Annotated in this window: 14 protein-coding genes; 10 read left to right on the top strand and 4 right to left on the bottom strand. The window is 38.7% G+C overall.

The genetic code is table 11. The features are described from left to right. The first annotated feature begins 58 nt into the window (after window positions 1–58). Entirely contained in the window at window positions 59–361 is a 303-nt protein-coding gene (locus BLR54_RS00620; RefSeq protein ID WP_090416293.1) for a Dabb family protein, read from the top strand. 44 nt (window positions 362–405) lie between these two features. On the opposite strand, the gene BLR54_RS00625 is transcribed toward BLR54_RS00620, so the two are convergent. Beyond that, window positions 406–993 carry an HD domain-containing protein gene (locus BLR54_RS00625; RefSeq protein ID WP_090416294.1) on the bottom strand — a complete coding sequence of 196 codons (588 nt, stop codon included), beginning with the start codon at window positions 991–993 and terminating at the stop codon, window positions 406–408. A 173-nt stretch (window positions 994–1,166) separates the two neighbouring features. Here BLR54_RS00625 and BLR54_RS00630 point away from each other — a divergent pair, with 173 nt between their 5' ends. Beyond that, window positions 1,167–2,144 carry a diaminopimelate dehydrogenase gene (locus tag BLR54_RS00630; protein ID WP_090416295.1) on the top strand — a complete coding sequence of 326 codons (978 nt, stop codon included), beginning with the start codon at window positions 1,167–1,169 and terminating at the stop codon, window positions 2,142–2,144. 59 nt (window positions 2,145–2,203) lie between these two features. Here BLR54_RS00630 and BLR54_RS00635 read toward each other — a convergent pair whose 3' ends face one another. Next, on the bottom strand, window positions 2,204–3,064 hold the full coding sequence (locus tag BLR54_RS00635) for a DMT family transporter (protein WP_090416296.1): 861 nt from the start codon (window positions 3,062–3,064) through the stop codon (window positions 2,204–2,206). Between the two features lie 13 nt (window positions 3,065–3,077). Next, on the bottom strand, window positions 3,078–3,557 hold the full coding sequence (locus BLR54_RS00640; RefSeq protein ID WP_090416297.1) for a GNAT family N-acetyltransferase: 480 nt from the start codon (window positions 3,555–3,557) through the stop codon (window positions 3,078–3,080). A 92-nt stretch (window positions 3,558–3,649) separates the two neighbouring features. On the opposite strand from BLR54_RS00640, the gene BLR54_RS00645 reads away from it, so the two are divergent. Genes BLR54_RS00645 through BLR54_RS00655 form a run of 3 tightly spaced genes read left to right on the top strand, consistent with a single transcriptional unit; the run spans window position 3,650 to window position 6,545 of the window. Further along, entirely contained in the window at window positions 3,650–5,173 is a 1,524-nt protein-coding gene (locus BLR54_RS00645) for a PP2C family protein-serine/threonine phosphatase (RefSeq protein ID WP_090416298.1), read from the top strand. Between the two features lie 44 nt (window positions 5,174–5,217). Further along, complete coding sequence (locus BLR54_RS00650) at window positions 5,218–5,712, top strand: hypothetical protein (RefSeq protein WP_090416299.1); 495 nt, start codon at window positions 5,218–5,220, stop codon at window positions 5,710–5,712. A 20-nt stretch (window positions 5,713–5,732) separates the two neighbouring features. Then, window positions 5,733–6,545, top strand: coding sequence for a response regulator (locus BLR54_RS00655; RefSeq protein ID WP_090416300.1), 813 nt, complete (start codon window positions 5,733–5,735; stop codon window positions 6,543–6,545). Window positions 6,546–6,618: 73 nt separating this feature from the next. Here the strand turns inward: BLR54_RS00655 and BLR54_RS00660 are convergent, their stop codons facing one another. Then, window positions 6,619–7,002, bottom strand: coding sequence for a thioesterase family protein (locus BLR54_RS00660; protein WP_090416301.1), 384 nt, complete (start codon window positions 7,000–7,002; stop codon window positions 6,619–6,621). Between the two features lie 129 nt (window positions 7,003–7,131). Here BLR54_RS00660 and BLR54_RS00665 point away from each other — a divergent pair, with 129 nt between their 5' ends. The 5 genes from BLR54_RS00665 (at window position 7,132) to BLR54_RS00685 (ending at window position 14,201) form a co-directional block, all read left to right on the top strand. Next, window positions 7,132–7,509, top strand: coding sequence for a hypothetical protein (locus BLR54_RS00665; protein ID WP_090416302.1), 378 nt, complete (start codon window positions 7,132–7,134; stop codon window positions 7,507–7,509). A gap of 124 nt (window positions 7,510–7,633) precedes the next feature. After that, window positions 7,634–9,394 (top strand): arginine--tRNA ligase, encoded by a 1,761-nt coding sequence (gene argS / locus BLR54_RS00670; RefSeq protein WP_090416303.1) that lies wholly within the window; start codon window positions 7,634–7,636, stop codon window positions 9,392–9,394. Then, window positions 9,395–10,729, top strand: coding sequence for an RsmF rRNA methyltransferase first C-terminal domain-containing protein (locus tag BLR54_RS00675; protein ID WP_090416304.1), 1,335 nt, complete (start codon window positions 9,395–9,397; stop codon window positions 10,727–10,729). Between the two features lie 8 nt (window positions 10,730–10,737). Next, window positions 10,738–11,604, top strand: coding sequence for a YitT family protein (locus tag BLR54_RS00680; RefSeq protein WP_090416305.1), 867 nt, complete (start codon window positions 10,738–10,740; stop codon window positions 11,602–11,604). Between the two features lie 53 nt (window positions 11,605–11,657). Beyond that, window positions 11,658–14,201, top strand: a complete 2,544-nt coding sequence (locus tag BLR54_RS00685) for a translation factor GTPase family protein (RefSeq protein ID WP_090416306.1) — start codon at window positions 11,658–11,660, stop codon at window positions 14,199–14,201. The last annotated feature ends 102 nt before the right edge of the window (window positions 14,202–14,303 follow it).

Below are 14,303 nucleotides of genomic sequence, written 5' to 3' on the forward strand. Positions count from 1 at the left end.
TAAAATGAACTGTGCTATAATTTTGGATAGTTTAAGACACAATTCAAAGGAGGATATCATGGTAAAGCATATTATTTTATGGACACTTAAGGATGAGCTTTCAGATTCGGAAAAGCAGCAGGTAAAGCAGGGGATAAAGGAAGGACTTGAGGGCCTTGCTGGAAAGATTCCTGGAATGGTTGACATCAAGGTAAATATTAATGGTCTTACAAGCTCAAATGCAGATTTAATGCTTGATTCCACTTTTGAAAGTGAAGAGGCATTAAAGGGCTATGCTGTTCATCCTGAGCACGTGGCAGTTGCTGATGGAAAGGTTAGACCTTATACAAAAATCAGAAGTTGCTTAGACTTTGAAGTGTAAAAAATATATAGTGGCAGAATAAAAAAGAATAGCAGTTCAGGTTGCTATTCTTTTATATTACCCTTTTTTACATTATCTTCAATTATAGAATTAACTAGTTCAAAAAGCTTTTCGGAACCAAGCTTGGTTTTATCCTGGCGACCGTGAACTTGAGTAGAAGTTATTCCACGCTTTTTCCAATCTTCACCTCCGTTGCTGTCGTTTAGCATAAGAGGTTGAAGGTTATCCATGGCACGGGCAAATTTAGCTTCTGCAGTTTCATAGGCTTCAAATTCATCAAAGAGAGCAATAAGTTCAGCTTTTTGATCTTCAGGTAAAAGAGAAAAGATTCGCTCTTTTGCAGCATCTTCTCTAGCTTTTTGTGTCTTGAGATTTTCTGTGTCATATGCATAGGTATCACCTGCATCAATTTCCACGATGTCGTGAATGAGGCACATAAGCATAACTTTACCAATATCAACTGGTTCATTGGAATATTCTCTAAGGAGATAAGCCATTATGGCCATATGCCAGGCATGCTCTGCATCATTTTCGTTTCTACCATGGCCAGAAAGATGGGTCTGTCTAAGTATATTTTTCTCTTTGTCAATTTCTAATGCAAAGTCCATTTGTTGCTGTAGTCGTTTGTCCATGTTTTTGCTCCTTATTAGAATGATGAAACTATTTTATCCTCTTTTAAAGAGGGATTCAACAAGAGGGTTACAGATATACAAAGAACTTATGATATCTATACATTTGTCTCTTTTATTTATGTTATTAATTGTTATAATTATTTGTAGCTATTAACAGATCATGGAGGAAAAAGATGATTAAAGTTGGTATATTAGGTTACGGAAACCTAGGACGTGGAGTAGAAGCAGCGGTTTCATTAAGCGAGGATATGGAACTTGTTGCCATTTATACAAGAAGAGACCCAAAGACAGTTACAGTAAAAACAAATACACCAGTTAAGAGTACAGCTGACTTGGATACAGGAAAAGAGGATATTGATGTTTTGGTTATCTGTGGTGGTAGTGCTACAGATCTTCCTGAAATGACACCTAAGTATGCGAAGCTTTACAATGTAATTGATTCCTTTGATACACACGCAAGAATTCCGGAGCATTTTGCAAATGTAGATTCAGCTTCAAAAGATGCTGGAAAGATTGGTCTAATCTCTTGCGGATGGGATCCAGGAATGTTTTCATTAAATCGTTTATATGCTACATCAATCCTTCCAAAGGGACAGGCTTATACATTCTGGGGCAAGGGTGTTAGCCAGGGACACTCAGATGCTATTCGTCGTATCGATGGAGTTGTTGATGCTAGACAATATACGGTTCCAGTTCCAGCAGCTCTTGAAAGAGTTAGAAGTGGAGAGAATCCAGAACTTACTACTAGAGAAAAACATACTAGAGAGTGTTTTGTAGTTGTTGAAGAGGGGGCTGATAAGGCTCGTATAGAAAAAGAGATTAAGGAGATGCCTAACTACTTCTCAGATTACGATACAACAGTAAACTTTATTTCTGCTGAGGAGCTTAAGGCAAACCATAGTGGTCTACCACATGGAGGAAGTGTGATTTACACTGGCGAGACAGGTTTTGATGGTAACAAGCATGTTATCGAATATCGTTTAGACTTAGATTCTAATCCAGAATTTACCGGAGCTACACTTACAGCATATGCAAGAGCTGTTGCTCGTCTTAACGCTGAAGGTGTCACAGGTGCAAAAACAGTATTTGACATTGCACCAGCATATCTATCACCAATAAATCCTGAAGAGCTTAGAGCTCACTTCTTATAATAATTAGAAAAGGCTACTGTTTCTCACCTTTTGTGAGAGACAGTAGCCTTTATTAAATATTATTCTTTTAGATTCTTCTTCCATCTAATAATAGCTACTCCAATAATTATCGTATATCCGATAATACTAAGGAAAGTTGGTGTTTCTCCAAGGAAGATGATACCAAGTAGAGCAGCAAAGATTACCTGGGTGTAATCGAAAACTGAAATTTCTTTTGCAGGTGCATATTTGTAAGCTGTTGTTATGGCAAACTGTCCAAGGGAAGCGCCAACTCCAGCTAGCAATAGACATGTCAACTGCCAAGGAGTCATATGAACATAATCTTTTATTAGAAATGGAAGAGTAACCAAACATGAAAAGCCTGAAAAGCTTATTACAATAACTGGAGTCTGAACTCCATTTCTGGTCATTTTTCTTACAAATACATAAGCTGTTCCGGCGCCAAAGCCACCAAATAATCCTACTAATGCAGGGAAGAAAGATGAGAAAGCCCCTGTAGGTCTAATAATAAATAATGCCCCTGTGAAGGCCACAATAGTTGTGAGAATATCAAAACGATTTGGCACTTCCTTTAAAATAAAAATAGAAAGAATAATAGCAAAGAAAGGTGACAGTTTATTTAACATATTAGCATCAGCGATTCCGAGACGGTCTATGGCGTAAAAATTTGCAATTAATCCGGAGGTTCCAAAGGCGCAACGCATAAATAGTGAAAGTCGATTTCCTTTTCCAACTTTGAAGCCGGTTTCAGATTTTGCAAGGGCTACTAAGGCCACAAAAAGAGCTACAAGATTTCTGAAGAAAGCTTTCTGCATAGTTGGCAAATCACCAGAGATTCTTACAAAGAAGGTCATAAGCGAGAAGCCGAATGCAGCCAGCAATATACAAATAATTCCCTTAAGCTTATTATTCTTAATCATTTTCGGTCTCCTTTTATTTTAGTAGCTTAAAATCTTTTATATTCATTTGCATATAAAAGGAATTGTTATTTCCATCACCAATGTATTTGAAGCCGAAATGTTCATAAAGCTTAATTGCGCGCTTATTGTCCTTCTCAACTTCCAACTGAACAATTTCCATATTGGTAGCTTTTGCTATTTTAAAGGCTTCCGTAATAATTCTAAATAAGGTTTTTCCTTTTAGGAAACCTAAGTCGTCACTTAGGGCTAAAGCTGTAATGTAGGCGATGTGTGTTTCTGAGTCATTGGAATAAAAGCTGATAAAGCCAACTGGAATATCATTATGGAATTCAACGATAAAGTGACCATCCTCAAGCTGTTTCTTTATATAAATGTCTTTATATCTGTCGTCGGTGATAGCTCGAAGAAAATAAGTGTCCTTAAAATGATTAATCACTAGATTAAGTGCTTCGTAGGTTTTGATTTCCTTAACAGTGATATTGGTTTGAGACATAGTATTTTCCTTTCTTCTATTGCTTTTTGTAGGAATAAATACGTATAATTACATAGGGGAAATGATATACGAAAAGGGGAGATTTATCAAGTATGCTCGATCAAAAAAAACGCCATTCGGTTGTGTTGATTTCACTTTTATATATGCTCTTTGTTTTAATACTGGCTCAGCTGGTTTTTCTAAGGGGAATTCACAATTTAAAAGACATATATCTTATTAATATCGGAATTGATTTTGTAGGTATGCTTACAGGTTTTACCCTTTATGTATGCTGTTATATTGATTTGCAAAAAACAGGTAATAATGTTAGGTATTTAATGGCTCTCATTAATACGACCTTCCTATCTTTATTTACAGATGGTGTTGCCTGGTTGGTAGATGAATTACCACAGTTTAGGTATGTTAATATTATGGATAATACCTTGTATTATCTGTGTACACCACTTTCGGCTTATTTCTTCTGGATGTACACCATGTCATATCTCAATATAAAAAAGAATTTGCTTAAGAAGCTTAGTAGAGCAGTTAGAGTAGGTCTTTATATTTCCATTTCAATCAGATTCATTAACATTTTTAATGGTATTTATTTTACCGTAAATGAGCTTGGAGTATATTCTCGAACCCAATATAATTGGTTTTCTTTGGTTTATTCCATTGTCACGGTTTTGTCTGCTCTTGTAATGGTAATTATTGAGCGTAATCAGTTGGAAATTTATCAAGTGATCACCTTCTTTATGTATACCTTTGCACCTGTAGCAGTAGGTATATTAACCATGTTTGTGTATGGACTTTCAATTGGTCCAGCTGTAATTATGCTGGATATTTTATTAATGTATTGCGTTCTCAATGTTTCGGAAGGGCAGGAAAAGGCGGCAGCTGCCAGAGATATGTCCCTGGCTGGAAAGATTCAGCAGGCTGTTTTACCTAGTGAGTTTCCATATTTGCCAGAGCGTAAAGAATTTGATTTGTATGCCACCATGACTCCTGCCAAAGAGGTTGGCGGTGACTTTTACGATTTCTTTATGGTGGATGAGGATGAATTGGCTCTTGTTATGGCAGATGTTTCTGGTAAGGGTATAGTTGCAGCTTTATTTATGATGGTTTCAAAAGCTCTTATAAAAAACGGCATTAGAAGAGGACAAAGTCCAGCTAATGTTTTAAAGGATGTTAACAACCAATTATGCGAGGGCAATAAAGCTAATATGTTTGTTACAGTATGGCTGGCTACAATAAACGTGAAAACAGGGGCAGGTATTTCTGCAAATGCAGGTCACGAACACCCTGTTATAAAACATGCTGACGGTCAATACGAATTATTGAAATACAAGCATTCTCCTGCAGTTGCCACTATGGAGGATATTCCTTTTAAAGAGCATGAATTTCTGATGGAGCCTGGGGACAGCATTTTTGTTTATACTGATGGTGTGCCAGAGGCTAGCAATTCTGAAAACGAACTTTTTGGCACAGATAGAATGCTTAACGCACTAAATAAAGAACCTGATGCTAAGCCTGAAAAGGTTTTAGAAAATGTAATGAAGGGCATAAATAGTTTTGTAGCAGGTACAAAACAATTCGATGATATTACAATGCTTTGTATGACATATCATGGAGCGTAGTAATTAGTGGTTATAAGGTGAATAACATATTAAGGAGAAGAAATATGGATGCGTTATCAATGATTAGAGGTAAAGAGTTTTACGATGCTATCGTTGATTTTGATGATAGTGATGAGGCTAGAGAATACTACTATAATGTCATGGACACTCCAACTGGACGAAAGAATAAAGACGGCTCTGAAGAAACCGTGAGAGAGCGAATCCTTAAGGCCTATGGCATGCTTTTCTGTGAGGAGTTTAATTTAGAGCCTGGTCAGCCAGCGGGGGTTGATGAAGTTACCGATACTGCAGATCGATTATACATTGGAAGTATGGGCTACGATCCTAATCATTGGTACAGAATGAAATACCATTTTCCTGTTATTGATTTTGACAACTATGATAGATTTGCAGCCTTGGTTTTGGCGGATATGAATTCTGGTCCACTTCACGAGGCAGCTATTAACGATGGTGAAACACTTGTGGTAGGTGAAGCTGATCCTTTGCACATGACACCAGAACAGAGAAAGAATCAAAAGATTAAGTCAGTGACACTTTAGTTTGCAAGGGGGAAGCATTAATGAAGATATTGGCAGTTGATGATGAAAAAAAATCTCTAGAGGCTATTTCTGACATAGTCAAGGAGGTTGCGCCAGATGCAACCTATATGGAATTCGATAATTCGCTTTCAGCCTTGGCAAAGGCCAGAGAAGAAGAGTTTGATGTTGCTTTTTTAGATGTAAATATGCCGGAACTTTCAGGTATAGATTTGGGAAAGTATTTAGTGGAGTTAAATCCTTTTATAAATGTTATTTATCTTACGGAGCACAAGGAATTTGGCTACGATGCCATGCAGCTTCACGCCAGTGGCTATATTCTAAAACCGGCGGTGGCTCGTAATGTAAAAAGAGAATTAGATGCTCTTAGATATCCAGAGCTTAGAAAGAAATACAAGAGAGTTTTTGCTCAAACCTTTGGAAACTTTGAGTTGTTTGTTGATGGAGAGCCTGTGACTTTTAAATATAATAGAACAAAAGAAATTGTTGCTGTGCTTATTAACAACAAAGGTGCCCAGACTTCAAATGGTGAGTTGATTGCCTGCCTTTGGGAGGATGATGGTGATCCAGACAAAAAGCTTTCTTATCTTTGTAACTTGAGACAAGATTTACAGAACACCTTCAAGAAACTTAAGCTTGATGGAATCATTTTAAAGCAGAGAGGAAGCATGGCCATAGCAGCTGATAAAATAGAATGTGATTTATTTGATTGGCTAGAAAAACGAAAGGCTTCTAAATATCAATATATGGGTGACTATATGAATCAGTATAGTTGGCCAGAATTTTTCCATGCGGAGCTTGATGAAATAAGCTATGCAATGGATGAAGAAGAATAAAAAAATGCAGTAAGTTGGTGCTAAAGTCCAGCTTACTGCATTTTTGATTTTTAGGCTAAATCATACTAGGTTATTAGTGGTGGCCTTGAGCCTTTGCCATAAATTTTTCGTTATTGATAATGAAACGTTCATGTGTGCCCATTCCAATCATTCCGTTTTCATCAGAGCAAACCACTTCAAAGGTAAGCTTTCTACCATCAATCTCAATCAATGTAGCTTCACACATGATTGTCATGCCAATTGCACTAGGAGCCATGTGGCTAACATTAACCTTAGTTCCTACAGAGCCTAAGCCTTCCTCGAGCTCTGGCTGAATCATTTTCCAACAGGTTTCTTCCATAAGGGAAATCATTGCTGGTGTAGCAAATACTTCCAAAGCACCGCTGGTGAAAGCCTTTGCAGTGTTATCGAGAGTTACAACAGTTTCGGCATTGCCCTTCATTCCGATTTCTAACATCTTTCAAGTCTCCTTGTATTATATTTTAATGCTGTGAGTACTAACATTTATACCACAAAATTATACTCTTTTTGTGAATTAAGTGGTACAATATTTAAAAGTTATTATTGGTCTAGAAGGGGGGACAGTATGATCAAGGAAGAAAACATTATCGATTTATCAGATTTTGCCGAGAGAGACATCAAAGAAGAAGTTGCGCATATTCGAGAGAGTATTACATCCTTAGAAAAGCTTATTGAGGCAAAGGAAAAAACTCTTCCTGATGATACTGGCAACAATATGACCAGAAGCATCAAGGCTTCTATCCGAGAATACATTGAGGAAATTAGCTTACCTATTGAGCAGAAGTGCGACGTGCTTGAGGCAAAGCTTAACGCACTTCAGGAATCGGTTAACCAGGTTAAGGAAAGCCAGAGTATCAGAGGCAAGCTTTTAGTGGCAAACCTTATTGGTATCCTGCTTGTTTTAATCGCAAACCTATATATAATTTTTTATGTAGGAGCATAAGCAAAGCGAGTTAAAATCCGGTGTTGCATACACCGGATTTTTATGTTTAAATTATTATTTGAGCCAACAAAATTAGTGTTTAAAGGTTCTATATATTTAGGAATTAAGATATACGGAGGACATGATGAAAGAAATTCTTCAGCAGATTAAAGAAGTTGTTATTCAGGGCTTCAAAGATTGCGGTTATGATGAGAAATATGGAATGGTTTCACTTTCAAACAGACCTGATCTTTGTCAGTTCCAGTGTAACGGTGCATTAGCCGCTGCAAAGGAATACAAGAAAGCCCCAATCGGTATTGCTACAGAGGTGGCAGAGAAGCTTGCAGAAAACAATATGTTTTCTAAGTGTGAGGCATGCCCTCCAGGCTTTATTAATATGAATCTTTCTGATGAGTTTATAGCAAACTTCGTTTCAGATATGGCAGCTGATAAAGAGCGTTTTGGTGTAGAAAAGGTAGCGTCGCCAAAGAAGGTTATGATTGATTACGGCGGACCAAACGTTGCAAAGCCACTTCACGTTGGACACCTTCGTTCTGCAATTATTGGTGAGTCTATTAAGCGCACAGCTCGTTTCATGGGTGATGAGGTAATCGGTGATGTTCACCTTGGTGACTGGGGCCTTCAGATGGGTCTTATCATTACAGAGCTTAAGCTTCGTAAGCCTGAGCTTGTATACTTTGATGAAAACTATGATGGTGAATACCCAGTAGAGCCACCTTTCACAATTTCAGAGCTTGAAGAGATTTATCCTTGCGCATCGGGAAAGTCAAAGGAGGATGAGGCATACAAGGAGGCTGCTCTTAAGGCAACTTTCGAGCTTCAACATGGAAGAAAGGGTTACCAGGCTCTTCTTTCACACATTCTTAATGTGTCAGTTACTGACCTTAAGAGAAACTACGAAAAGCTTGATGTAGACTTTGATCTTTGGAAGGGTGAGTCAGATGCACAGCCTTACATCCCTGATATGGTTCAGAAGATGAAGGACGATGGCTTCGCATACATTTCAGAGGGTGCTCTTGTTGTTGATGTTAAGGAAGACACAGATACAAAAGAAGTTCCACCATGTATGATTCTTAAGTCAGATGGTGCATCTTTATACAATACAACAGACCTTGCAACAATGGTTTGGCGTATGAAGGATTACAATCCTGATTCAATCATCTACGTTGTAGATAAGCGTCAGGAGCTTTACTTTACACAGGTATTCCGTTGTGCAAAGAAGACAGGCATCGTTCCTGATTCTACAAACCTTTTCTTCGTAGGCTTTGGTACTATGAACGGAAAGGACGGAAAGCCATTCAAGACTCGTCAGGGTGGCGTTATGCGTCTTGAGTATCTTCTTCAGGAAGTTGAAGACAAGATGCTTGAGAAGATTAGAGAGAATGGTACAATGGATGAAGAGGATGCACTTAAGACAGCTCGTATAGTTGGACTTTCTGCTGTTAAGTATGGTGATCTTTCAAACCAGGCTTCAAAGGATTATATCTTCGATATCGATAGATTCACATCTGCTGAAGGAAACACAGGTCCATACATCCTTTACACTATTGTTAGATGTAAATCAATTCTTGCAAAGGCAGGAGAGTTCGCTTGTGAAGGTGGAATCCTTCCAGCACACTCAGAGTCAGAGAGAGCACTTCAGCTTGAGCTTACAAAGTTCATGGCTGCACTTTCTTCTGCATACGAGGATATGGCGCCTCACAAGATTTGTGCTTACATCTACGATTTAGCAAATGCTTTCAACAGATTTTATCACGATACAAAAATATTGGCTGAGGAGGATGAGACAGTTAAGGCTAGCTACTTGAAGCTACTTAGTCTTACAAGAGATGTTCTTGAAAAGGCTATTGACCTTCTTGGCTTTAATGCACCGGAGCGTATGTAAATGTCCTCATCATCATTTTTACCAATTGATTTTATTAACCGCATGGAGCAGGACTTAGGTCCTGACTTCCATGCGTTTTTGCGTTCATATGAGGAAAACAAAATATCAGCCCTCAGATTTAATCCTATAAAGGCAGATGACAAGGCTAAAGAGAAAATCTCTCATATGTTAACTGAGCCAGTGGAATGGTCAAAGAACGGATATTACTACAACGATGAGGAAAGCCGTCCAGGTATTCATCCTTATCATCAGGCTGGTGTTTATTATATTCAGGATGCATCAGCTCAGCTTCCAGTGGAGATGCTTGATCCAAAGCCCTATGAAATCTGTCTTGATTTATGTTCTGCTCCAGGAGGTAAATCTACCCAGATAGCAGGATATCTTAATGGTACCGGCATACTGGTTTCCAATGAGCCTATGAAAAACAGGGCCAAGATTCTTTCGGAAAATGTGGAACGCCTTGGCATTAGAAATTGTATTGTCACCTCTGAATTCCCAGACAAACTTTCACAGAAATATCATGAATATTTTGATAAGATAATGGTGGATGCGCCATGCTCTGGAGAGGGCATGTTCAGAAAGAACCATGAGGCCTGTGATGAGTGGTCTTTAGAGTCGGTTCAGATGTGCGCCGAAAGACAGGCCGAAATTTTAGATAGAGCCTATGAGATGCTCATTCCAGGAGGAAGAATTTGTTATAGCACTTGTACCTTTGCAAGGGCAGAGGATGAGGAGACTGTGGCAGCCTTTGTAAAAAGGCATCCTGATATGTCCGTTGTGGAAGAAAAAAGATTATGGCCACATCAAGTTAAGGGAGAGGGCCATTATGCTTGTCTTCTTGAAAAGGCTGATGGCGATGGCAGAGCCGAGGAATGTGCAGCTGATAGAAATCTCTACAGCTATAAAAAGATAAATGATAAGCTTTTGGTGGATTACAAAAGCTTCATAAAAGAAACAATGGCAGATCCAAAGCAATGGTCTAAGAATTTAATTCTTGTAAAGGATTTGCTTTATATGCTTCCTGAGGGTTGCCCAGATTTTGAAGGTTTACATGTTCTTAGGGGAGGGCTTTTCCTTGGCACTTTAAAGAAGAATCGTTTTGAGCCAAGTCACGCTTTAGCTCTTGCAGTTAAGGCTGACGAGGTTAAGAGAGTCTTTGATGTGGATAGCAATTCTAGGGAAGCAGAAAACTATCTTAAAGGCCAATCCCTCTATGGGGAAGTGGAGGATGGATGGACCTTAATTACAGTAGATGGTTATTCTCTGGGATGGGGTAAGGCTGTTAAAGGCCAGATAAAAAATCATTATCCAAAGGGTCTCAGACTTTTGGGTTAGGAGAGTGTATGATACATAGAATTTATATGCACAAACAAGACATATATGAATATATTATGTTTACCATTGCTTCTGTGGTGATGGTTGTTGGAATATACTTTTTTAAATTCCCAAATCATTTTTCATTTGGAGGAGTAAGTGGTCTTTCAATTGTACTTGCTGCATTGTTGCCACACACACCTGGATACATTAACTTAATAATAAATATGTTTTTGTTACTTCTTGGATTTATTGTTTTTGGCAAGGAATTCGGAGTAAAGACCACCTACATAACTTTACTTGTTTCTTTTGGCCCTAGCATATGTGAAAGATTTTGGCCAATGGAAGGACCTTTGACTACAGAGCCTGTTCTTGAGCTTATGTTTGCCATTGCCCTTCCTGCTTTTGCGTCTGCAATCTTTTTCAACCTTGGTGCATCGTCAGGTGGAACAGATATTGTGGCTATGATTCTCAAGAAATATACCAAGGTAGATATTGGTACAGCTCTTTTTATGTCAGATATAATGATTGTTGCCAGTGCCTGCTTGGTATTTAATGTACAGACAGGTTTGTTCTCTTTGGTGGGACTTTTGGCAAAGTCATTGGTTGTGGATGAAACCATAGAGAATATTAATCTTGTAAAGTACTTTACTATCATATGTAATGACCCAGATCCAATAGTAGATTTCATTATGAATGATTTAGGAAAGGGTGCTACTGTGTACAAAGCAGAGGGCGCTTATGGTCATCAGGAAAAGACTGTCATACTTACAATTCTTAAAAGACAGCAGGCTGTAGAGCTTAAGACTTTCATTAGAAAGAATCAGCCTTCAGCATTTATTGCAATAACAAACTCTAGTGAAATTATCGGCAAGGGATTTAGAGGATACAACTAAAATTTTTGCCTTCTCCTTGAGGAGAAGGTGCCCGAAGGGCGGATGAGGTGTTTATGAAATCAGTTTGGGGAATAATGGCTCACGTGGATGCAGGCAAAACTACTTTGTCTGAAGCCATTTTATATAATGCAGGAAAAATAGCGTCTATTGGTCGAGTAGACCATGGGGACGCTTTTTTAGATACAGATAATCAAGAAAAAAATCGCGGGATTACTATTTTTACTAAGCCTGCAATTTTCGATTATGAGGGAGAAGAGTTTACTCTCTTAGACACTCCTGGTCATGTGGATTTTTCAACTGAGGCGGAGCGTGCCATATGGGCGTTGGATTATGCAATTCTTTTGATTTCTGGTACTGACGGTGTTCAGGCTCACACAAAGACTATATTTAAATTGCTTAGGGATAACAGCATTCCTACACTTATTTTTATAAACAAAACTGATATGCCTCAGGTGGAACTGTCGCAAATTATGAGCGACTTGAAAAGTCAGATTTCAGATAAATGCGTTTTCGCAGATGATTATGAAGCTATGGCTTTATCAGACGAAGCAACCATGGAGGAGTTTTTAGATACTGAAAAGTTAAGCTCAGCTACAGTTACTAATCTCATTAATTCCTTGAAGGTTTATCCTGTATATTCAGGTTCAGCTCTTAAAAACCAAGGAGTAGATTTATTGATGAAGGCTATGACAAATCTTTCAGGTTCGGTGAAACGTCCAGAGGATTTTGGTGGAAGAATCTACAAGATAGAAAGCTTAGGCCGAGATGTAAGGCTAAGCTTTATGAAGGTTACTGGTGGAAGTCTCCAGGTGAAGAGCATGTTGTCAAACCAGGAGAAGGTCAACGAGCTTCGACTATATTCAGGTGAGAAATACACTCAGGTGGATGAGGTTTTTGCTGGTGATGTAGTGGCCCTTGTTGGACCTAAAGAAACCTTCGCAGGCCAAGGCCTTGGTATAGAAGAAAACAGACCAGAGCTTTCCTTGACACCAGTTCTTTCTTATGAGCTTAAATTCTTAGATGATACAGTTCCAAGAGTTGCTTATCCAAAGCTTTGTGCTCTTAACGAGGAAGACCCATCCTTAAGCGTTTCCTGGGATGAAAAAGCCGAGCAGATAAGAATGAATCTTATGGGAGAGGTTCAAACAGAAATTCTTGTTAATAGAATTAAAGAAGGGCTTGGTTATCAGGTAGAGTTTATTGAGGCAGGTGTTTTATACAAAGAGGCCTTGAAAGATAAGGTGGAGGGTGTAGGACATTTTGAACCATTACGCCATTATGCCGAGGTCCATTTATTGATGGAGCCCCAGCCGGAGGGAAGTGGTATAAGCGTTGAAGCTGATGTGTCAGTAGATGCTTTGGCTCTTAACTGGCAGCGACTTATTGAGACACACATCCTTGAAAAGGAACATCTTGGAACATCTATTGGTGCACCTATAACGGATGTGAAGTATACAATTATTGGAGGCAAAGCCCACATTAAGCACACAGAAGGTGGCGATTTTAGAGAGGCAACCTACAGAGCAATTCGTCAAGGATTTATGGAAGCAGGCACGGAAATTTTAGAACCATATTTTCGTTTTGAAATGACAATTCCAACTTCAGCAGTTGGAAGAGCTATGACTGACATCGAAGCCATGAGTGGCACCTTTGAAGCACCTGAAGATTTTAATAATATGTCTATTCTTCGAGGCGTAGCACCTGCAGTTGAAATCAGAAATTATAGTGCTAAGCTGGTGGCTTTTACAAAGGGGGAAGGCAGATTGTCATTAGTGTTTGACGGTTACAAAAAATGTCACAACTCTGAACAGGTCATAGAAGCCTACGGTTATAATCCTGATGCTGATGTGGATAATCCTGCAGCTTCAGTTTTCTGTTCTCATGGAGCAGCCACCATTGTTCCTTGGCAGGAGGTTAAAGAACATTGCCATGTGTCATGTCTTTCTGATAAGTCAGAACTTTCTCAGGAAATGGATGTGGCAAAAAGAATGAATCACTCTGTTGATGAATGGCTGGATCCAGATGAAATCGACAAGATTCTTGCTATGGCAACCCATAGCAATCAGGGAAAGAATCCCAAAAAAGGATGGCACTATGGTGAGGGAAACCGGCCAAGGAGAGTGGATTCGGACTATGTGTACAAAGCGCCTAAGGAGATTAAGCCTAGAGAAAAATATCTTCTTGTAGATGGCTACAATTTGATATATGCATGGCCTGAGCTTAAGGAAGTTTTGGAGGTTAATCTTGATGGAGCAAGGGGAAAGCTTCTAGATATCCTTAGCAATTATAAAGCCATGACAGACTATAATGTGATTGCGGTTTTTGACGCCTATAGGGTTAAGGGCCATCCGGTAGAAGCCAGTGATTATCTTAACATCCATCAGGTATTCACTGCGGAGGCTCAAACTGCGGATGCATATATTGAGAGATTTACCCACGAGCACGGCAAAAAATATGACATAACCGTAGTTACCTCAGATGGCCTGGAACAGGTGATTATACGTGGTGCAGGGGCAAGACTTATTTCTTCCAGAGAGTTTATAGAAGAGGTGGAGCGACAGGCAATCCTACTCCGCGAACAATTTGATATAAAATAGTTTTATAAAATAATGAATTTATTGTTTTTTTTAACAGTAAATTCATTATTTTTATCTATACTGTATCTGTGTGAGTATTGCTTAATGTATTTTAAATAATTT

This window comes from Pseudobutyrivibrio sp. YE44, assembly GCF_900104335.1.
In the GTDB taxonomy this organism is placed as follows: domain Bacteria; phylum Bacillota; class Clostridia; order Lachnospirales; family Lachnospiraceae; genus Pseudobutyrivibrio.

Excerpts from the sequence above, each read along its gene's own strand:
- BLR54_RS00620 (WP_090416293.1), top strand. The coding sequence starts at position 59 with ATGGTAAAGCATATTATTTTATGGACACTTAAGGATGAGCTTTCAGAT.
- BLR54_RS00625 (WP_090416294.1), bottom strand. The coding sequence starts at position 993 with ATGGACAAACGACTACAGCAACAAATGGACTTTGCATTAGAAATTGAC.
- BLR54_RS00630 (WP_090416295.1), top strand. The coding sequence starts at position 1,167 with ATGATTAAAGTTGGTATATTAGGTTACGGAAACCTAGGACGTGGAGTA.
- BLR54_RS00635 (WP_090416296.1), bottom strand. The coding sequence starts at position 3,064 with ATGATTAAGAATAATAAGCTTAAGGGAATTATTTGTATATTGCTGGCT.
- BLR54_RS00640 (WP_090416297.1), bottom strand. The coding sequence starts at position 3,557 with ATGTCTCAAACCAATATCACTGTTAAGGAAATCAAAACCTACGAAGCA.
- BLR54_RS00645 (WP_090416298.1), top strand. The coding sequence starts at position 3,650 with ATGCTCGATCAAAAAAAACGCCATTCGGTTGTGTTGATTTCACTTTTA.
- BLR54_RS00650 (WP_090416299.1), top strand. The coding sequence starts at position 5,218 with ATGGATGCGTTATCAATGATTAGAGGTAAAGAGTTTTACGATGCTATC.
- BLR54_RS00655 (WP_090416300.1), top strand. The coding sequence starts at position 5,733 with ATGAAGATATTGGCAGTTGATGATGAAAAAAAATCTCTAGAGGCTATT.
- BLR54_RS00660 (WP_090416301.1), bottom strand. The coding sequence starts at position 7,002 with ATGTTAGAAATCGGAATGAAGGGCAATGCCGAAACTGTTGTAACTCTC.
- BLR54_RS00665 (WP_090416302.1), top strand. The coding sequence starts at position 7,132 with ATGATCAAGGAAGAAAACATTATCGATTTATCAGATTTTGCCGAGAGA.
- argS (WP_090416303.1), top strand. The coding sequence starts at position 7,634 with ATGAAAGAAATTCTTCAGCAGATTAAAGAAGTTGTTATTCAGGGCTTC.
- BLR54_RS00675 (WP_090416304.1), top strand. The coding sequence starts at position 9,395 with ATGTCCTCATCATCATTTTTACCAATTGATTTTATTAACCGCATGGAG.
- BLR54_RS00680 (WP_090416305.1), top strand. The coding sequence starts at position 10,738 with ATGATACATAGAATTTATATGCACAAACAAGACATATATGAATATATT.
- BLR54_RS00685 (WP_090416306.1), top strand. The coding sequence starts at position 11,658 with ATGAAATCAGTTTGGGGAATAATGGCTCACGTGGATGCAGGCAAAACT.